This window comes from Oceanobacillus sp. FSL K6-0118, from assembly GCF_038006665.1.
Lineage (GTDB): Bacteria > Bacillota > Bacilli > Bacillales > Amphibacillaceae > Oceanobacillus > Oceanobacillus caeni.
In genome coordinates this window covers 2,802,945-2,822,852 of sequence record NZ_JBBOVR010000001.1, presented here as the reverse complement: position 1 = coordinate 2,822,852, position 19,908 = coordinate 2,802,945, and the positions used below count along the sequence as shown (strand labels likewise).

15 protein-coding genes and 1 pseudogene are annotated in these 19,908 nt (G+C 36.9%); 12 read left to right on the top strand and 4 right to left on the bottom strand.

Annotated features, from left to right (window positions below; genetic code table 11):
- Positions 1 to 74 precede the first annotated feature (74 nt).
- From MHI02_RS14420 to MHI02_RS14390, 7 genes are all read left to right on the top strand, one after another.
- Entirely contained in the window at positions 75 to 1,097 is a 1,023-nt protein-coding gene (locus MHI02_RS14420; protein ID WP_060667572.1) for a sugar-binding transcriptional regulator, read from the top strand.
- Positions 1,098 to 1,175: 78 nt separating this feature from the next.
- A complete protein-coding gene (gene gap / locus MHI02_RS14415) occupies positions 1,176 to 2,183 on the top strand; it encodes a type I glyceraldehyde-3-phosphate dehydrogenase (RefSeq protein ID WP_047184703.1) in 1,008 nt (335 codons plus the stop codon).
- Positions 2,184 to 2,348: 165 nt separating this feature from the next.
- Entirely contained in the window at positions 2,349 to 3,530 is a 1,182-nt protein-coding gene (locus MHI02_RS14410) for a phosphoglycerate kinase (protein WP_060667571.1), read from the top strand.
- Between the two features lie 22 nt (positions 3,531 to 3,552).
- Complete coding sequence (gene tpiA / locus MHI02_RS14405) at positions 3,553 to 4,311, top strand: triose-phosphate isomerase (RefSeq protein WP_341166004.1); 759 nt, start codon at positions 3,553 to 3,555, stop codon at positions 4,309 to 4,311.
- Positions 4,308 to 5,849, top strand: a complete 1,542-nt coding sequence (gene gpmI, locus MHI02_RS14400; RefSeq protein ID WP_047184700.1) for a 2,3-bisphosphoglycerate-independent phosphoglycerate mutase — start codon at positions 4,308 to 4,310, stop codon at positions 5,847 to 5,849. The genes tpiA and gpmI overlap by 4 nt, the downstream gene beginning before the upstream one ends.
- 104 nt (positions 5,850 to 5,953) lie before the next feature.
- Positions 5,954 to 7,240, top strand: coding sequence for a phosphopyruvate hydratase (gene eno / locus MHI02_RS14395; protein ID WP_047184699.1), 1,287 nt, complete (start codon positions 5,954 to 5,956; stop codon positions 7,238 to 7,240).
- Between the two features lie 295 nt (positions 7,241 to 7,535).
- Entirely contained in the window at positions 7,536 to 8,507 is a 972-nt protein-coding gene (locus MHI02_RS14390; protein WP_047184698.1) for a nucleoside hydrolase, read from the top strand.
- Between the two features lie 105 nt (positions 8,508 to 8,612).
- On the opposite strand, the gene MHI02_RS14385 is transcribed toward MHI02_RS14390, so the two are convergent.
- Positions 8,613 to 9,434, bottom strand: coding sequence for a MerR family transcriptional regulator (locus tag MHI02_RS14385; RefSeq protein WP_204797633.1), 822 nt, complete (start codon positions 9,432 to 9,434; stop codon positions 8,613 to 8,615).
- 146 nt (positions 9,435 to 9,580) lie between these two features.
- Between MHI02_RS14385 and MHI02_RS14380 the strand changes: the two are divergent.
- Positions 9,581 to 10,930 (top strand): annotated as a pseudogene (locus tag MHI02_RS14380) (MATE family efflux transporter).
- A 175-nt stretch (positions 10,931 to 11,105) separates the two neighbouring features.
- Here the strand turns inward: MHI02_RS14380 and MHI02_RS14375 are convergent.
- A complete protein-coding gene (locus MHI02_RS14375) occupies positions 11,106 to 12,155 on the bottom strand; it encodes a homocysteine S-methyltransferase family protein (protein WP_047184696.1) in 1,050 nt (349 codons plus the stop codon).
- 383 nt (positions 12,156 to 12,538) lie between these two features.
- On the opposite strand from MHI02_RS14375, the gene MHI02_RS14370 reads away from it, so the two are divergent.
- Entirely contained in the window at positions 12,539 to 13,117 is a 579-nt protein-coding gene (locus tag MHI02_RS14370; RefSeq protein WP_060667568.1) for a nitroreductase family protein, read from the top strand.
- Between the two features lie 71 nt (positions 13,118 to 13,188).
- Here MHI02_RS14370 and ptsP read toward each other — a convergent pair whose 3' ends face one another.
- Both ptsP and MHI02_RS14360 read right to left on the bottom strand, forming a co-directional pair.
- Positions 13,189 to 14,901 carry a phosphoenolpyruvate--protein phosphotransferase gene (ptsP, locus tag MHI02_RS14365; protein ID WP_341166003.1) on the bottom strand — a complete coding sequence of 571 codons (1,713 nt, stop codon included), beginning with the start codon at positions 14,899 to 14,901 and terminating at the stop codon, positions 13,189 to 13,191.
- A gap of 30 nt (positions 14,902 to 14,931) precedes the next feature.
- On the bottom strand, positions 14,932 to 15,855 hold the full coding sequence (locus tag MHI02_RS14360) for an alpha/beta hydrolase (protein ID WP_341166002.1): 924 nt from the start codon (positions 15,853 to 15,855) through the stop codon (positions 14,932 to 14,934).
- Positions 15,856 to 16,160: 305 nt separating this feature from the next.
- Here MHI02_RS14360 and secG point away from each other — a divergent pair, with 305 nt between their 5' ends.
- From secG to rnr, 3 genes are all read left to right on the top strand, one after another.
- A complete protein-coding gene (secG, locus tag MHI02_RS14355; protein ID WP_047184692.1) occupies positions 16,161 to 16,391 on the top strand; it encodes a preprotein translocase subunit SecG in 231 nt (76 codons plus the stop codon).
- A 190-nt stretch (positions 16,392 to 16,581) separates the two neighbouring features.
- The gene (locus tag MHI02_RS14350; RefSeq protein ID WP_047184691.1) at positions 16,582 to 17,328 is read left to right on the top strand and encodes an alpha/beta hydrolase; all 747 of its coding nucleotides are present in this window, start codon (positions 16,582 to 16,584) and stop codon (positions 17,326 to 17,328) included.
- A gap of 49 nt (positions 17,329 to 17,377) precedes the next feature.
- The gene (gene rnr / locus MHI02_RS14345) at positions 17,378 to 19,600 is read left to right on the top strand and encodes a ribonuclease R (protein ID WP_341166001.1); all 2,223 of its coding nucleotides are present in this window, start codon (positions 17,378 to 17,380) and stop codon (positions 19,598 to 19,600) included.
- Positions 19,601 to 19,908 lie beyond the last annotated feature (308 nt).

Genomic DNA, 19,908 nt, shown 5'->3' with positions numbered 1-19,908 from the left:
ATGTTATAATTAAAATCAGCTGGGACATAATAAAACCGCATGGGACATATTGTGTCCAGTTAGGAAGGGATTATATGAGAACTTTTACTGAATTGCAACAGAAATTGGTGCCAGATCTTTTGAAAATTATGCAACAACGTTATTTTATTTTACAAGCTGTCGAGAACTTTGAACCAATTGGAAGAAGAGGCTTGGCAGATCATTTAAATATGACGGAAAGATATGTCAGAAGTGAAGTTGATTTTTTACATAAACAAGCACTTCTTGATGTAACGTCAAAGGGTATGTATATTTCAAAAGAGGGCAAATTAGTTCTTGAACAATTATCTGGCATGATGCGGGAAATTGTCGGATTATCTGTTTTAGAAAAGCAAATTCGGGAAAAGTTAAAAGTAAGAAACGTTATTATTGTCCCTGGAAACAGTGATGAATATGAATGGGTAAAACAGGAAATGGGTAAAGCATGTGTTACCTATCTTAAAAAGATTGTTACTACTCGTTCCATTATTGCTGTAACTGGTGGAACAACAATGGCAGCCATTGCCGATGTAATGACTCCCTTAAATCACCGGATTTTATTTGTTCCTGCTCGTGGTGGGGTTGGAGAGAAGGCTGAGAACCAGGCAAGTAGTATTGTTTCCCAGATGGCGCATAAAGCGAATGGTGAGTATCGTCAACTATTTGTTCCAGACCCAATAAGTGAATCAGCATACCAAACATTAATTGACGAACCAATGATTAGGGATGTTTTAGAACATATTAAAGGTTCGAACATCGTCATTCATGGTATAGGTGATGCAAATACAATGGCCAAGCGAAGAAAGACATCCGAAGAAACAATGCGTAAACTTATAACCAATCATGCGGTTAGTGAAGCCTTCGGATATTATTTCAATCAAGATGGGGCTGTTGTTCATAAAGTACGAACAGTTGGATTACAACTGGAAGACTTATCATCAATTGATCATGTAATTGCGGTTGCTGGAGGAACTTCTAAGGCAGAAGCTATAGAATCATACTTTAAACAAGGAAAAAGTGATTTATTAATTACAGATGAGGCAGCTGCAGAACAGATTTTAAGAGGGAAATCCTTTTAAATATATGTTCGAGGAGTAGAGGAGAAATCATCTACACTTTGAACAAACCTATATAAAAAACATTAGGAGGAATTTTTAATGGCAGTTAAAGTAGGTATTAATGGTTTTGGAAGAATTGGACGTAATGTTTTCCGTCAAGCTCTAAAAAATGATAATGTAGAAATTGTTGCAGTTAATGACTTAACTGATGCAAATATGTTAGCACATCTTCTAAAATATGACTCTATTCACGGAATTTTAGAAGAAGAAGTTACTGTAAATGGTTCAAATATTGCAGTAGGTGGTAAAGAATTTAAAGTACTTTCTGAGCGTGACCCTGCACAATTAGGCTGGGGAGACCTAGGAGTAGACATCGTAATCGAATCTACAGGTCGTTTCACTAACGGAGAAGATGCGAAGAAACATATTGAAGCTGGAGCGAAAAAAGTAATTATCTCTGCACCTGCATCTAATGAAGATTTAACAATCGTTATGGGTGTTAATAATGATAAATATGATCCAAGTCAACATAACATTGTATCTAATGCATCTTGTACAACAAACTGCTTAGCACCATTTGCTAAAGTACTTAATGATACATTTGGAATTAAACGTGGTCTAATGACAACTATTCACTCTTACACAAATGACCAACAAATTCTTGACTTACCACATAAAGACTATCGTCGTGCTCGTGCAGCTGCTGAAAACATCATTCCAACAACAACAGGTGCTGCAAAAGCAGTAAGTTTAGTATTACCTGAATTAGAAGGTAAATTAAATGGTATGGCTGTTCGTGTTCCAACTCCAGACGGTTCATTAACTGACCTTGTTGCTGAACTTGAAAAAGATGCAACAGTTGAAGATATTAACAATGCATTTAGAGAAGCTGCACAAGGACCATTAAAAGGAGTTCTTGAATACAGTGAATTACCATTAGTATCTAGAGACATTGTAGGAAATACTCATTCTTCTATCGTTGATGGATTATCAACAATGGTAATGGAAAATAATATGGTAAAAGTTGTTTCTTGGTATGATAACGAAATGGGTTATTCCACTCGTTGTGTAGACTTAGCTGTATTTATGGCAGAAAAAGGACTATAAAATTAACCAATAGTGTTTAATAATTTCCTTAGGGGGAGGAGGTAGCTCCTCTCCCAATTTCCATTTTCCTATTTTTAAATCGTACATTTAGTATATAATGGATAAGGATGCAAGAAATGGCAGACGCTATATACTAGACATCTACATAATATAGGAGGATCTAACGTGAATAAGAAAACATTAAAAGACCTTGATGTAAAAGGGAAAAAAGTTTTTTGCCGTGTCGATTTTAATGTGCCTATGAAGGATGGGGAAGTAACAGACGATACCCGAATTAAAGCTGCATTACCAACCATCAAACACTTATCAGACAATGGTGCTAAGGTAATTTTAGCTAGTCACCTAGGACGACCAAAAGGACAAGCGGTAGAAGAGTTACGACTTGATCCAGTAGCCAAAAGACTTAGCGAATTAAGTGGTAAAGAAGTAGTCAAAACAGATGCAGTTTATGGCGAAGAGGTAAACGAAGCTATCGCTAATCTTCATGATGGTGATTTATTATTAATAGAAAATGTTCGCTTCGAATCAGGAGAAGAAAAAAATGATCCTGCATTAGTGCAAAGTTTTGCATCTATGGCAGATTTATATGTGAATGATGCATTTGGAGCAGCTCACCGTGCGCATGCTTCAACAACTGGTATTGCGGAAAAATTACCTTCTGCAGCTGGCTTTTTGATGGAAAAAGAAATCAGTGTGTTGAGTAAAGCTTTAGAAAATCCAGAGCGCCCATTTACAGCGATTATTGGTGGGGCTAAAGTAAAAGACAAAATTGACGTAATCGATAATTTGTTAGATAAAGTAGACAATCTTATTGTCGGTGGAGGCCTTGCTTATACATTTATCAAAGCACAAGGTCATGAAATTGGAAAATCCCTATTAGAAGAAGATAAAATTGATTTAGCAAAAGAATTTATGCAAAAAGCAAAAGAAAAAGGTGTAAACTTCGTCCTTCCAGAAGATGTCGTTATCGCGGATGATTTCTCTGAAGAAGCAAACACGAAAGAAGTATCCATTGAAGAAATCCCTGCCGATTGGGAAGCACTAGACATTGGACCGAAGACACGCGAGAAATATAGCAAAATCGTATCTGAATCTAAACTAGTGATTTGGAACGGACCGATGGGTGTATTCGAATTGAATGTATTTGCTAATGGTACAAAAGCTGTAGCAGAAGCTCTTGCAACAACAGAAGGTTATACGGTTATTGGTGGAGGAGATTCGGCAGCAGCAGTTGAAAAATTTGGTCTAGCAGACAAGATGGATCACGTTTCAACTGGTGGTGGAGCTTCCCTAGAGTTTATGGAAGGTAAGGTTCTACCGGGAGTAGCAGCCCTAGACGAAAAATAGTATTTTATATTGAGGTGAGACGATGCGTAAAAAAGTAATTGCTGGTAACTGGAAAATGAATAAAGTTTTATCTGAAGCAAATAGTTTTGTAGATGAAGTAAAAGAAAAAGTACCTAATAGTGAACAAGTAGAAGCAATCGTATGTGCACCGTTTCCATTTTTAGCATCTCTTGTAGAGAAAACAAAGGGATCTAAATTAAAAATCGCTGCACAAAACATGCATTTTGAAAATGATGGAGCATTTACTGGTGAAGTAAGTCCCGTTATGTTAAAAGACTTAGGTGTAACTCACGTTGTATTAGGTCACTCGGAACGTCGTGAGTATTTTGCTGAAACAGATGAAACAGTTAACCAAAAGACCCATGCAGCATTTCAACATGGTTTAACACCAATTGTTTGTGTTGGTGAAACGTTAGAACAACGTGAAGCAAACGAAACAATGGGACTTATCGAAACTCAAGTGCAAAAAGCACTTCAAGGGTTATCCGAAGAACAAGTAGCAAATACTATCATTGCTTATGAGCCGATTTGGGCAATTGGAACTGGTAAAACAGCAACAAGTGAACAAGCTAATGAAGTATGTACACATATTCGTAACGTTGTAAGAGAATTAACTTCTGAAGCTACTGCTGAACAAGTTATTATCCAATATGGTGGAAGTGTAAAACCTGCCAATGTGGATGAATTATTAGCACAATCCGATATAGATGGCGCACTTGTTGGTGGAGCAAGCCTAGAAGTCGATTCTTTCTTACAGCTTGTGGAGGCTGGAGCAAAATGAATAATGAAAAACTAGCTGCATTAATCATCTTAGATGGATTCGCATTTCGCGATGAACAATTTGGGAATGCAGTTGCACAAGCAAAAAAACCAAACTTTGATCGTTATTGGAAGCAATTTGCACATAATCAGTTAACAGCTAGTGGTGAAGCGGTTGGATTACCTGAAGGGCAAATGGGTAACTCTGAGGTTGGACACTTAAATATCGGTGCGGGTCGTATCGTTTATCAAAGTTTAACAAGAGTTAATTTATCCATTAAAGAAGGCGAATTTTACCATAATGAAGCTTTCTTAAAATCTATTCAACATGCAAAAGATCATAACCGAGCATTACATCTATTTGGTCTACTATCAGACGGTGGAGTGCACAGTCACATTAGTCATTTATTCGCTTTGTTAAAGCTTGCGAGTGATCAAGGACTTAAAGAAGTTTATGTCCATGGTTTCCTTGATGGTCGTGATGTTGGACCGCAAACAGCGAAAGAATTCATTAAACAAACGGAAGAAAAAATGAAGGAATTAGGTGTAGGTAAGTTTGCTACAATCTCTGGACGTTATTATTCCATGGATAGGGATAAACGTTGGGATCGTGTGAAGAAATCATATGATGCCATGGTATATGGAGAAGGACCTAGCTACCAATCAGCGTTGGAAGTAGTAGAAGACTCCTATAAGAACGGAATTTATGATGAATTCGTCATTCCTTCTGTAATCGTTAATGAAAATGGAGAAGCGGTTGGAAAAGTACAAGATAATGACTCTATTATTTTCTATAATTTTAGACCAGACCGTGCCATCCAAATTTCACGTACCTTTGCAAACGAAGATTTCCGTGACTTTGACCGTGGTGAAGGTGTACCGAAAAACTTGGACTTCACAATGTTAACAAACTTTAGTGAAACAGTTGATGGGTATGTTGCCTATAAACCAGTGAACTTAGATAATACAGTAGGTGAAGTTCTTTCTCAAAACGGCTTAAAACAATTACGTATTGCGGAAACTGAAAAATATCCGCACGTAACGTTTTTTATGAGTGGTGGACGTGAAAAAGAATTTGAAGGAGAAAAACGAATTCTTATTAATTCACCAAAAGTAGCGACATATGATCTTAAACCAGAAATGAGTGCATACGAAGTGACGGACGCGTTGCTTGATGAACTTGATTCTGAAGATCGTCCAAATGCCATCATTCTTAATTTTGCTAACCCAGATATGGTTGGACATTCCGGAATGTTAGAACCAACCATTAAAGCAATCGAAGCGGTGGACGAATGTTTAGGAAAAGTTGTCGATAAAATTCTTGAACTAGGTGGAAATGCAATTATTACTGCTGATCACGGTAATTCAGACGAAGTAGTAACAATGGAAGGTAAACCAATGACAGCTCATACAACAAATCCAGTACCTGTCATTGTTACGAAAGAAGATGTCAAATTACGTGATGGTGGAATCCTTGCAGACTTAGCACCAACCTTACTTGATTTATTGAATGTTAATAAACCAGAAGAAATGACTGGGAATTCATTGATTGAAAAATAACTATATGTCTTAAAATTCCCGTGGTGAGATAAGATTGGCTAGCCACTCATATACGGGAACATGGACTTGATAGAAAACTAACATATTTAAGGAGAGAAAAAATTATGCCATACATTACAGACGTATACGCACGTGAAGTATTAGATTCACGTGGTAACCCAACAGTAGAAGTAGAAGTTTATACAGAATCGGGTGCTTTCGGCCGTGCTCTAGTTCCAAGTGGTGCTTCAACAGGTGAATATGAAGCAGTTGAATTACGTGATGGAGATAAAGACCGTTATTTAGGTAAAGGTGTTCTTCAAGCGGTGAAAAACGTAAATGAAACAATCGCACCTGAAATCATTGGACTAGACGTAACTCGTCAAAATATCATTGATGCCACTATGATTGAATTAGACGGTACAGAAAACAAAGGTAAATTAGGAGCAAACGCAATTCTAGGTGTATCTATGGCTTGTGCTCGTGCTGCTGCTGATTTACTAGATGTTCCTTTATACAATTATTTAGGTGGATTCAATGCAAAAACTCTTCCAACACCAATGATGAACATTTTAAATGGTGGAGAACATGCAGATAATAATGTTGATATTCAAGAATTTATGGTTATGCCTGTAGGTGCTGAAAGTTTTAAAGAAGCTCTTCGCATGGGTGCAGAAATTTTCCATTCCTTGAAAAAAGTATTAAATTCCAAAGGACACAATACTGCTGTAGGTGACGAAGGTGGATTTGCACCAGACCTTGGTTCAAACGAAGAAGCTCTACAAACAATTGTTGAAGCAATCGAAGCAGCAGGGTATAAACCAGGTGAACAAGTAAAATTAGCGATGGACGTAGCTTCTTCTGAAATTTATGAAGATGGTAAGTACAACCTTAAAGGTGAAGGGGTAACTCGTACATCTGAAGAAATGGTAGCATGGTACGAAGAAATGGTGAACAAATACCCAATCATTTCCATTGAAGATGGTTTAGATGAAAACGACTGGGAAGGCCATAAACTATTAACAGACCGTCTTGGCGATCGTGTACAATTAGTTGGTGATGACCTTTTCGTTACAAATACGAAGAAACTTGCACAAGGTATTGAACAAGGTGTAGGTAACTCTATTCTTATTAAAGTGAACCAAATTGGTACACTTACAGAAACATTTGATGCAATTGAAATGGCGAAACGCGCTGGTTATACAGCAGTAGTTTCTCACCGTTCTGGTGAAACAGAAGATTCAACAATCGCTGATATTGCAGTTGCAACAAATGCTGGTCAAATTAAGACTGGTGCTCCATCACGTACAGACCGTGTAGCTAAATATAATCAATTACTACGCATTGAAGATGAATTAGCTGGCATGGGCGAATATGGTGGACTAGCTTCATTCTATAACTTAAAAAAATAAGTTGAAACAATATAAAAAGAGTGCTAAATCATAAGGTTTAGCACTCTATTTTTTTATATTTCCGTAAAAGGTCAGATAAGAGCCTGTAAAAGATTGAAATGTAATCGTCGATGAGTAACTATCTGCATATGTTTAGCGAATGTATTTTTTATCCCGCCTAAACGGGCAGTAAGACTCCTGCCTCGGGCTTCTGGGGAACAATGAAGGTAGGTGGGAGATTAACTGCCCAGTTTTTTCCATAAGGGCATAGGACAAATTATCGAATTAATATCATAGCATAAGGGGGGGAGGAAGATTGGCAAAAAAAGTATTGCTCTTTGGAGATATTGGTATAGATGATACAGTAGCTCTCATCTATGCTTATTTAAGTAAAAATATTGATGTAGTAGGTGTGGTAGCAGATTATGGGAACATACCTAGAGAAAATGCGATAGCTAACATTAATTACGTTCATAACATCTTTGATACACCAAAAATAGAAAATGTTAAAATTATTGCAGGAGCTGAACTCTCGATGACTGGGGAAATCCCTAAGTTTTACCCAGAAATTCATGGGGAATATGGACTTGGGCCTATCATTCCCCCTGCAGATGGGGCTGAGGTTTTAAGTGAAAATTTCTATGAAGTCATCGAAATTATTAATGAACACTTTGATGATCTTATTATCGTTAATATTGGTCGACTAACATCTTTAGCCACATTGTTTATTCTGCAACCTAATTTGATGAAACAAATTAAAGAATACTACATTATGGGAGGGGCATTCTGGTATCCAGGTAATGTTACATCGGTCTCTGAAGCTAACTTCCATGGTGATCCAATAGCTGCACAATTAGTTCTTAGTTATGCAAATAGGGTGAAAATCTATCCTTTAAATGTAACATCTAGAGCTATTGTTACACCTGAAATGGTTAACTATATTGATCAAGTCGGGAAAGTACCCCTAATCAAAACCCTCCTTGATTACTATTATAATTTTTATAAAAAACGCGATCCAAGTGTACAAGGAAGTCCGTTACATGATGTACTCACAATAATGGCAGTATATTATGATGATATGCTTAAGTATGAAAGTTTTCCAGTCTATGTCGTACGATCATTAAATGGAACGGAACGGGGTCAGAGTATTGCTGACATAAGACCATTTGGAAGTTTAGAAGAAGAAACGACAGCGGTGATTAAAAAACATCAAATTGCGTCCCAGTTAGACTATCCGAAGTTTTTCAATCATTTTATGGAAGTGATGACAGGGGGAAAATTTGAATAGGAAAATATTCGTTTTTAAGAGGAACTATCCAATGCATTCTAGAAGAAGAAAATGAAAAAAATAAGCGATATAACTAAAAATGGCAGAAGAAAAATAGCAGTTTGCTTATTTTTCTTCTACCTGTATCATTATTTTTGTCACATAGTTATCTTCTCCGTGTACACTTACCTCATCTATCACATACTCTTCGAAGCTGTCACCACAAATGCTATAGCCTTCCTTATTTAAATAAATTTTCATTTTTTCATATGTTTCTGGAATCGTTACATAACTTCCTTTATGATAACCAATTACATATTTGCCTGCCTTTTTGATAAAAGGTTCCGCAAAATCAGGTTGATCGATACGCATATATAGATGCGAATAATTCCAGTAGTCTCCCGCTTCTAATTGCTTTTGTCGAACTAGAGCACCAATAGGATAGCCTGTATCAAGTTCCTCTTGCTTTGTGTATTTAATAAATGACATAATGGATTTCGTATATTCTTTATCGGAACAGTTTAAAATGTCCTCACTTAATACATAGCTTCCTATTTCCATCTCTTCAATTGTAAACTTGTCAAAATCCAACCGTAACGCTTCCTCAATTTGTTTTTTCTTGTTTTGAATAATTTGCTGCGTACGTTGCATTTTCACGATTTTCTCTTTCATTGCTTTTTCCTTTTCCGTTAATAATTCGATTGCTTGCTTAGGGTTTTTGAAATGTAAAAAGTCTTTAATTTCTACTAAAGACATACCAATTTCTTTTAACATTTCGATCACGCTAAAAACCTCTGCTTGTTGAACGGAATAAAAGCGATACCCATTTTCGTTTTTATACTCTGGTTTGAAAAGACCGATATCATCATAATGAAAGAGTGTTTGCTTTTTTACACCACATAAATCCGCAAATTCTCCTGTCGTAAATAGTATTTTAGTGGACTCCAAATTTTTCACCTCTTCACTCTTGACTATATGGTAACCGAATACTTTATCATCATAACATAGAAAGGTCGACAAGCGCCGAATGAATGAGGCATAGACATCAAAGAATGTAAACTTGAGGTGGTATTTTTATGGAAAACAATCATTTAATGATGCAAACGATGGAGCCCCGTAAACTATTTATGAAGTATTTAATTCCTTCCTTATTTGGAATGGTGTTGATGGCGATAAATATTTTAATTGATGGTCTATTCGTTAGCCATGGTGTTGGAGAAAAAGGGTTAGCCGGGGTTAATATTGCAGTGCCGATTTATTCGGTCATTTTATCCGTTTCTTTGTGGATTGGGATGGGCGGTGCCACGTTGTATTCGATTGCACTTGGCTAAAGCAATCAACATCGTGCGAAAGAAATATTTACACATTCGATTATTCTTGCTGTTTTGACAACAGGATTGATTATAGGATTCTGTCTATTATTTGAGGAACCACTTGCTTATTTATTCGGGGCAAACGATTCCATTATTTCATATGTTGACGATTATCTTCACATTATCCTATTATTTGGCCTTGTCTTTGTATTTGAAAATATTTTAAGTATTTTTATCCGAAACGATGGAAATCCTACGCTTGCGATGGCAGGGTTAATTGTAACATCTGTTGTGAATATTATTTTAAATTATCTATTTATCTTCATTTTTCATTGGGGGGTAAAAGGGGCCGCTTATGCAACAGTAATCGGTACTTTCATAGGAATTCTTGTTTTACTTACACACTTCTTAACGAGGAAAAAACAACTAGGGTTCGTCCATACGAAACTTGACTTGTCAATACTTGGTAATATTTTCTCGATTGGTTTTCCGAGTTTTATCGTGGAAGGCTCAACCGCGGTGATGATGGTTGCATTCAATATAACATTTAGCCATTATGTCGGAGAAACGGGAGTTGTAGCCTATGCGGTTGTCAACTATTTGCATACGGTGTTTCTTATGCTTTTTATCGGGATTGGAGCAGCCCTGCAACCTATTACAAGCTATCATTACGGTGCGAAACTTTATCAGCTTATGAAACAATTTATCCGGATTGCGCTCGTTACAGGATTTGGTCTTGGATCAGCTGTATTTATTATTGGGCTTTTCGGAAAAGGATTTATTATTGATTTATTCGGGATTGATATTCCCGAAATCATCAATTATACGAAAATAGGGATCGTATACTTTTTTGTAGGATATCTGTTTCTAGGGATCAACATGGTCTTTGTGGAATATTATCAATCTATTAAAAAAATCCGCATTGCTACATGGATTATCTTAAGTCGTAGCATAATTTTATTTATCCCTTTGCTTTGGATTTTACCGAATGTCTTCGGTCCTAACACGATTTGGCTTGTTTTTCCGGTAGCTGAGGGATTAACGGTACTTTTCACTTTTCTAGTATTAAAATTCAAATGGGTGGAACTTGTTCCAGTAGAAATGACACAGCTGTCCAAAAAGTCAGGATAAGGAATCAATAAAGAGATGATGGAAATATATTGAATTGGTTAGGAAGAATTATGGGCTTTCCTTTGTATAAAATTTTGCGATTAAAAAGGCTCGGTTCTATTCTGTAGAACCGAGCCTTAATCGTTTAACTGTTTTGGAAATTAGATGTTCAACATTTCAAAAATATTTTCAGACCTTAGGCTTTTAAACGATAGTTCAAGTTATGATCTTTTAATGTTTTATCGTTCCCGAACAAGAAGTGTTTTTCCATGTTAGGCGAGTATTTGGAATTTACCGTTTCAATACCCACAGCTTCAGCTACCGCACGCAGCATCGCAGGGGATGCGCCACAACACAATCCTATATAGTTTATTCCTATGTCTTTGGCTTCCTTAGCCCACTCAGCCAACTCGTAACGATTATGATAAAGTGGGTCTAAAGCAGTGGGAAAAGTTGTTTCTAAAGGCAAATGACAACTACACCCACCATCTGGTAAATTGAAAAATGTAGGATTTTCTTCTGTTGTACGGTAAGGGATTGGTAATCCAGCTACGTAGCCATCCACATTTTTACGTATTTCAGCAAGGTAGGGCTGCATCGTATTAGGGCCTCGGAAACAATTCATTCCCACAACTAATGCACCTTTTTCGGAAAGTATTTTACATGATTCTTCTACTGTATACCCATCTCTTAAAACATTTTCACCCATTAGACCTAAAGTTATGACAGCTGGTAATCCTTGATTTTGAATTTCTTCCAGAGCGATTACTGCTTCTTCGTGGTAGTAAAACGTCTCACCATTAATATAGTCGACCTCTTCTTCCTTACACCATCCAGCCATTTCTGCAAACATATTTCTAACCTTTTGTTTCGATTCGGAGTCTTGCGGATCAAAAATATTCGTGTTAGATATATTACCTGCAACCAATGCCTCTTCATAGGGGTGTTCCTTTGCGACTTCTTTTGCTAATCGTATCGCATTCCTATTGAGAGGTTCTAATAAATCTTCCTTACCAATTATACGCATTTTTTCTCTGTGGGCATTGTATGTAAAGGCCAATACCACATCTGAACCTGCATTCATGTAATCTCGGTACGCTTGTTTAAGTGCTTCTGGATTATCCAATGCTATTTCTGGCACAAAGGATCCCGCTTGCAAATAACCCCGGCGTTCTAATTCAAATAAATAACCTTCCCCCGCAATAACTGTTCCATCTTTCAGCCTTTCTTCTAAACTGCGTTTCATACGAATTTCCTCCCCTTAAGTTTTGTGTTCAACCTTTTGAACAACTTATTTCATATTTGAATCATTTCGCTATCCTACCCGATAGGCCACTTTATACTCCCATCTAACCTAACCCTCTCCTTGTTTGAATTTGATGTAAAGTAAGTGTAGCATGGAAAAATAAATATAGGGTAACACATAAAATCTATCACTTGATATAGTCTTAGACTATGGCAAGAGATGCCAAGAAGATGGGACTGTGAAATCGAAAAACCATATGCGATGGAGACTTTTAAAATGTAAAAGAGATAAAGACGCTATTTCAAATCACCAATCTTTACCATCCTATCTATGCTAAAATAAAGACAAAATAGAAAAATTTACACGACAGGGAGGGGACTCGTATAGATATTTTAGAGGGGATTAAGCGCCGTAGGTCTATCCATTCATTTAAAGAGGAACAAGTAAGTAAAGAAATATTGGAGCAAATTTTCACATATGGTTCCTATGCACCGACCCATTATATGAAAGAACCGTGGAAGATAAAGGTGTACCAAGGTGACGGTAGGAAGAAATTTGTTCAAAGCATCATGAAAAGCTATCAAAGGATTGGCATGATTAAAGATGATGATCATCCGAAAACGTTAAAAACAATAGATTCCTTATCCAGTTTTCTTCTAGCTATTCCCCATCATGCTGTGATTTATTATGAACAACCTGACGATAGAATTCGTAATGAAGAGGAATATGCTTCCATTTGTGCTTTCATACAAAATTCCCAACTAGCTGCATGGCAATTTGGGGTAGGTATGTTATGGACTATCACACCCTATATGCACGATCCACAGTTTGCAAAAGAAATAGGGTTAGAAAACGAGAAAATTAAAATAGCAGCTGTTATGCAAATTGGGTATCCAAAAAAGATTCCCATTGATAAAGGGAGAACACCGATAGGAGAAAAAATGGAATTTGTGGAGTTCTAAATTCAAAATGTCGAACATACTTTTTCGATCAAAAAACACCTTGTCAAAATATAGACAAGGTGTTAGCCGTTTCACTCAGTTATTTCCCTAATAAACTCCACCACTTCATCCGCAGTCCTCATCGATAGAATTTGCTCTTTATGTTTGGAAATATCTTTTTTAGATAAATTTTTAATTTGTGTACGTGCAGGTAAGATAGATGTTGCACTCATGCTGAATTCATCTAAACCAAGTCCTAAAAGAATGGGAATGGCAATTGGGTCGCCAGCCATTTCACCACACATACCAGTCCATTTTCCTTCCTTATGTGCGGCTTGGATAACGTTGTTAACTAAGTTGAGAATAGCTGGATGATATGGTTGATACAAGTAAGAAACTCGCTCATTCATCCGGTCCGCTGCCATCGTATATTGAATTAAATCATTCGTTCCAATACTAAAGAAATCCACTTCTTTTGCAAATTGCTTTGCGGTAACGGCAGTCGATGGAATTTCAACCATAATTCCGACTTCAATATCCTCTGATACTTTGACACCATCGGCTTTTAGGGATTTCTTCTCGTCTAAAAGAATGGATTTAGCTTGGCGGAATTCCTCTAACGTTGCAATCATTGGGAACATAATTTTCAAGTTTCCGTAAGCACTAGCGCGAAGTAATGCGCGCAATTGTGGACGGAAAACAGCCTCATTTTCTAAACAGAAACGGATGGCACGGAAACCAAGGAAAGGGTTCATTTCCTTAGGCAGATTAAGGTAACTAAGTTCCTTGTCTCCACCAACATCCAGCGTTCGAACAACGACGGGTTTCCCATCCATCCTTTCTAGGACAGTTTTATACGCTTCGAATTGTTCTTCTTCTGATGGTAGTTCACTTTTACCCATATAAAGAAATTCTGTACGATAAAGTCCTACTCCCTCGCCCCCATTATTTAAAACTCCGTCAATGTCATTCGGGGTTCCAATGTTAGCAACCAATTCAACTTGTTCCCCTTCTTTGGAGAATGTCGGTTCGTCTTTTAATTTTGCCCATTCTTCCTGTTGTTTGCGAAAAGAGTTTTGTTTCTCACGATAGCTTGTTAATTCTTCTTCGCTAGGCTGTATAATTACTTTTCCTTCTATACCATCAATGATTACCATGTCGCTTTGGTTTACGGAGGTAGTTACATTCTTCGTTCCTACGACAGCCGGAATCTCAAGGGACCTAGCCATAATGGCAGAATGCGAGGTTCTTCCACCAATGTCGGTTGCAAAACCTTTCACATATTGGCGATTTAATTGAGCCGTATCAGATGGTGTTAAATCCTGAGCAATTACAATCACTTCTTCATTAATTAATGCAGGGTCAGGAAATGTCACACCTAATAAATGGGCCATCACACGTTTAGTCACATCTTTAATATCAGCTGCACGTTCTCGCATATACTCATTGTCCATATTTTGAAACATCTCAATAAACATTGTTGTAACATCTTCAAGAGCTGTTTCCGCCATTACGTTATTTTCCTTGATTTTATCCTTCATGGGATTAATCATTTCAGGGTCATTTAAAATAAGTAAATGTGCGGAAAAAATTTCAGCATGCTCATCTCCCAAGGAATTTTTCGTATGTTCTTTAATTCTCTCAAGTTCGGATTTAGATGTTTCTAGTGCTTGATTTAACCTTTCTATTTCTACACTGGGATTATCGATCGTTTTCTTTTCAAAAGATAAATCTGGAGTGACTAGTTGATACGCTTTTGCTATTGCAATTCCTGACGATGCTGCAATTCCATTGATGTGTGTCATTTTAATTACTACAACCTTTCCATCTCTTTTTCAGCTATGATTGATATTACTTAATTGTTGATTAATCCAGTTATAAATGACGGAATGGGCTTCTTCTTTGACCGAGTCATTTAATACCTCGTGTCGAGCGCCTTTAAATAAATGTGTATCTATCGATTTTATACCCACATCTTTATATAATTGAACACTTTTCCATACGCCTTTTTCATAATTCCCTACTGGATCATCTGAACCACTTATAAAAAGCATCGGTAAGTCTTTTCGTATGGAATGATTTTGTTTCTGCATTTGGTTTAATCCGGACATTAAATCATAAAAGAAACGAGCGGTTGGAATGAATCCAGATAAAGGGTCTTTCAAATACTTTTCTACTTCTAATTCATCACTAGATATCCAATCATACGCCGTTTTATGACCTGTAACTCTCTTATTATAATTTCCAAATGCTAAACGATTCATAATCTTAGATGGCTTTTTACTAGGCAATAGCATGGAAAGTAATTTACCTGGTATGGTTATGCTATCTGGATAATAACCGGTTCCAGATAAGATTACTCCATCAATCGAATGGCTATATTTTTGTATGAAACTTCTTGCGATAAAAGAACCCATACTATGACCAAAAAGAAAAATTGGTACATGAGGATGTTCCTCTTTTATGTGAACATTAATCTGATGAAGATCATTAACTACTTTAAAAAAACCATTATTTTGATCAAAGTAACCAAGCAAACCTTGTTTTAAGCCAGTTTGTCCATGGCCTCTATGATCATTTCCGTATACAGTAAATCCCTTATTCGTTAGGAACGTTGCAAAGGAATCATATCTTTCTATATGTTCAGCCATCCCATGGGAAATTTGAATAATTGCTTTTGGTTTAGCATTTTCTGTTGACCATCTTTTTATGTATAAATCCGTATAATCTTTTGTTTTAAACCAAAAGGACTGTCCCATCTGATCATCCTTTCTTTATAAGATAAGAGAAAGTATAAAAATTCAGCCTATAAATCTTGTCATAGAGAGGGCCACGTCCAGCTCCAGCGCCCAGCGACTAGCGAGACTTCCTTCACCTCCGTGCGATAAGTTAACATCGACTCACTCCGTTCGTCGTGTTTCCTTTATCTCCTACGGCTCAGTCCAGTCCGTACGTCGCTAAACGGGCGCTTCCGCTTTAGTTCAGTTAAATCAATGGTATTTTAAAATTATTTGTGCTAAAGTAAAGGGTAGTTAGTGTCGGAAATAGGAGGTATGATGGAAATATGTCTGGATTAGTAAATACATTATTGATTATTGATGCGATTATTTTAATCACTTTCGTTCTACTACAACCTGGAAAAAGTGCTGGGCTGTCCGGAGCAATTTCTGGTGGCGCTGAGCAATTATTTGGTAAACAAAAAGCGCGTGGTATGGATTTAATTTTACATCGTGGTACAGTAATTACTGGCGTTTTATTTTTTGTATTAGCATTTATAAGTGGATATTTAGTATAATTATATTCTACCCTTATCACAATGAGAAGTGATAAGGGTTTAATTATGATTTTTAAAAGGTTGTTCAAAAAGTCCGGTGAAAATGACACTTCAACGTTTCTAGTTGGCTTGCTTTCATCCTTCTTTTTGAACACCTATTTTAAAATTGGTAAAATTAGGGAATACATATAAAGATAGGAGATGTAGCATCATGAAAATAGTTCAACCAAAACCATTTACATTTGAAGCAGGTAAACGAGCCGTACTTTTATTACATGGATTTACTGGGCATTCTGCTGATGTACGGATGCTTGGTCGATTTTTAGAGAAAAAAGGATACTCGTCCCATGCACCAATCTATAGAGGACATGGTTTGCCACCTGAAGAGATTCTTAAATCTAATCCAATGCAATGGTGGGAAGATGTCAATAAAGGGTTAAATCATTTAAAAGAATTAGGATATGAAGAAATAGCTGTTGCCGGGCTATCCCTTGGAGGTGTTTTAGGACTTAAATTAGCCTACTCAACACCGATAAAAGCGGTTATTTCAATGTGTGCTCCAATGTTTTTTGATAATGAGTTTCAACTATCTAAGGGTTTTGAAATATTTGCCAAAGAGTATAAACAATTAGAAGGCAAAGATGAGCAAACCATTGAAAAAGAAGTAAATCAGTTAATGGAAGATTCATTAGATTTATTCCATGAATTAGGAGAAACGATTAACGAAGTAAAAAGTAACATTGACACCATATATACACCAACTTTTGTCGTACAAGCTCGTAACGATGAAATGATAAATACAGATAGTGCAACTTATATATTTGAAAACGTAGAATCTGATGAAAAAAGCATTAAATGGTATGAAAACTCTACTCATGTAATTACCTTGGGAGATGAAAAGGAAGAATTGTACGAAGACATTTATCAATTTTTAGAAAGCCTTCAGTGGAATGATTGAGTATAAATAGAATAGAGAGCAAACAATAAATTGGAAAGCAGGTGAGAAGATGAAAGATAGAATACTAAGCATGTTCAAAGAAACTGAGATGAGACCATTAGCCGTCGATGAGATTGAACGTGAACTTGGAATAGATGATTCAAGTGATTTTAAAGAACTTATCATTGCATTAAATGAATTAGAGGAAGCTGGTGAATTAGTACGTACGAGGAAAAATAGATTTGGGCTACCAGAAAAAATGAACCTCATTCGTGGTAGAATTCAGATGCATCAAAAGGGTTTTGCCTTTTTAATTCCTGATGAGGAAGGTTTATCAGATGTTTATATACACGCATCTGACTTAGCTTCCGCCATGAATAATGATAAAGTTCTCGTACGAATCGAAAAAATGTCTGATGTGGGAAATCGCCCTGAAGGACAAGTTATTCGTATATTAGAAAGGGCAGTGACAAAAGTAGTTGGAACGTTTGAGGACAATCGCTCCTTTGGTTTTGTCATAGCAGACGATAAACGAATCCCAAATGATATATTCATCCCAAAAGGAAAAACAAATGGTGCTGTAGATGGACATAAGGTAATTGTGGAAATCACGAAATATCCTGAAGGAAGAAAAAGTGCAGAAGGAGAAGTAATTCAAATTTTGGGGCATAAAAATGACCCAGGAATTGATATACTTTCGATTATTTATAAGCACGGAATCATCATTGATTTTCCAGAAGAAGTTTTAAAACAAGCGGCTGATACACCGGAAACCATTTCGGAAGATGAACTAAAAGGACGTCGAGATTTGCGAGATGAAATGATTGTAACCATTGATGGTGCCGATGCGAAAGACTTAGATGACGCCGTTTCCGTTAAACAGTTAGAAAATGGAAACTATAAATTAGGGGTTTACATTGCTGATGTTAGTTATTATGTAAGAGAAGGTTCTCCCATAGATGTAGAAGCATTTGATCGGGGAACAAGTGTGTATTTAGTAGATAGGGTTATCCCGATGATTCCGCATCGATTATCCAATGGGATTTGTTCATTAAACCCACAAGTCGATCGATTAACCCTTGGTTGTGAAATGGAAATTACTTCGACCGGTGAAGTCGTAAACCATGAAATTTTCCAAAGTGTGATTAAAACGACGGAGCGGATGACCTATAGCGATGTGAATAAAATTCTCGTTGACCATGATGAGGAACTTCGCAATCGTTATGAATTGCTCGTTCCGATGTTTGAAAACATGGAGAAGCTTGCGGAAATATTAAGAGCAAAACGAATGGGACGTGGAGCCATTGATTTTGATTTTAAGGAAGCAAAAGTATTAGTGGACGATGAAGGTAAAGCGTTCGATGTTGTTTTACGCGAACGTTCTGTTGCGGAACGTTTGATTGAGGAATTTATGTTAGCAGCAAATGAAACGATAGCGGAACATTTTCATTGGATGGATGTCCCTTTTATACATCGTATTCATGAAGATCCTGATGATGGGAAACTACAAAACTTCTTTGAATTCCTTGGTGGATTAGGAATCAAAGTAAAAGGTACTGCTAATGAAATTCACCCACAAGCTTTACAAAAGGTTCTAGAGGAAATTAAAGGTGAACCAGAAGAAATGATTGTTTCTAAACTTATGCTTCGATCCATGAAACAAGCAAAATATGATCCGCAAAGTATTGGACACTTTGGGTTGGCAACGGAATTTTATACACATTTCACCTCGCCGATTAGAAGATATCCGGATTTAATTGTCCACCGCTTAATTCGAACGTATTTAATTGATAAACAAATGGATAGTAAAACCATTCAGCATTGGAAAGAAAGTATGCCTGAAATAGCACGTCATACTTCGGAAAGAGAAAGACGAGCTGTAGATGCAGAACGAGATACAGATGATTTGAAAAAAGCGGAATACATGCAAGATAAAATCGGTGAAGAGTTTACTGGTGTTATTAGTTCCGTAACGAATTTTGGTATGTTTGTCGAGCTACCTAATACGGTGGAGGGCCTTATCCATGTTAGTTTTCTAACGGATGATTACTATCACTATGATGAAAAAAGTCATGCACTAATTGGTGAACGGACGGCTAATGTGTATCGTGTGGGTGATGAAGTGAAAATAAGAGTCGCTGGAGTTAATATGGATGAACACGCGATTGATTTTGAATTAGTTGGCTCTGGTACAAAAGCAAGGAAGAGAAAGCCAATTAAAAATGATAAATCATCCGAAAAAGGTCGACCTCCAAAAAAGAAGCAAAAGAAGAATAAGAAAAAAAGAAAGTGAGCCTTCAGTTGATTGGGCTCGCTTTTTTTAGGAGAGAAAATGTATAAAAATTTAGCTTATTAAATTCTAACTTAAGAAAGGCCACGTCCAGCTCCAGCGCCCAGCGACTAGCGAGACTTCCTTCACCTCCGTGCGATAAGTCAACATCGACTCACTCCGTTCGTCGTGTTTCCTTTATCTCCTACGGCTCAGTCCAGTCCGTACGTCGCTATACGGGCGCTTCCGCTTTTGTTCTTAAAACATTGGACAATTGCCCTGCATATAATTCATTATCTATATCAATTAATGGATTTTGCCCTTGGGAAAAC

Coding starts and splice junctions, on each gene's coding strand:
- MHI02_RS14420 (WP_060667572.1), top strand. CDS start 75: ATGAGAACTTTTACTGAATTGCAACAGAAATTGGTGCCAGATCTTTTG.
- gap (WP_047184703.1), top strand. CDS start 1,176: ATGGCAGTTAAAGTAGGTATTAATGGTTTTGGAAGAATTGGACGTAAT.
- tpiA (WP_341166004.1), top strand. CDS start 3,553: ATGCGTAAAAAAGTAATTGCTGGTAACTGGAAAATGAATAAAGTTTTA.
- gpmI (WP_047184700.1), top strand. CDS start 4,308: ATGAATAATGAAAAACTAGCTGCATTAATCATCTTAGATGGATTCGCA.
- eno (WP_047184699.1), top strand. CDS start 5,954: ATGCCATACATTACAGACGTATACGCACGTGAAGTATTAGATTCACGT.
- MHI02_RS14375 (WP_047184696.1), bottom strand. CDS start 12,155: ATGAAACGCAGTTTAGAAGAAAGGCTGAAAGATGGAACAGTTATTGCG.
- ptsP (WP_341166003.1), bottom strand. CDS start 14,901: ATGACACACATCAATGGAATTGCAGCATCGTCAGGAATTGCAATAGCA.
- MHI02_RS14360 (WP_341166002.1), bottom strand. CDS start 15,855: ATGGGACAGTCCTTTTGGTTTAAAACAAAAGATTATACGGATTTATAC.
- secG (WP_047184692.1), top strand. CDS start 16,161: ATGTCTGGATTAGTAAATACATTATTGATTATTGATGCGATTATTTTA.
- MHI02_RS14350 (WP_047184691.1), top strand. CDS start 16,582: ATGAAAATAGTTCAACCAAAACCATTTACATTTGAAGCAGGTAAACGA.
- rnr (WP_341166001.1), top strand. CDS start 17,378: ATGAAAGATAGAATACTAAGCATGTTCAAAGAAACTGAGATGAGACCA.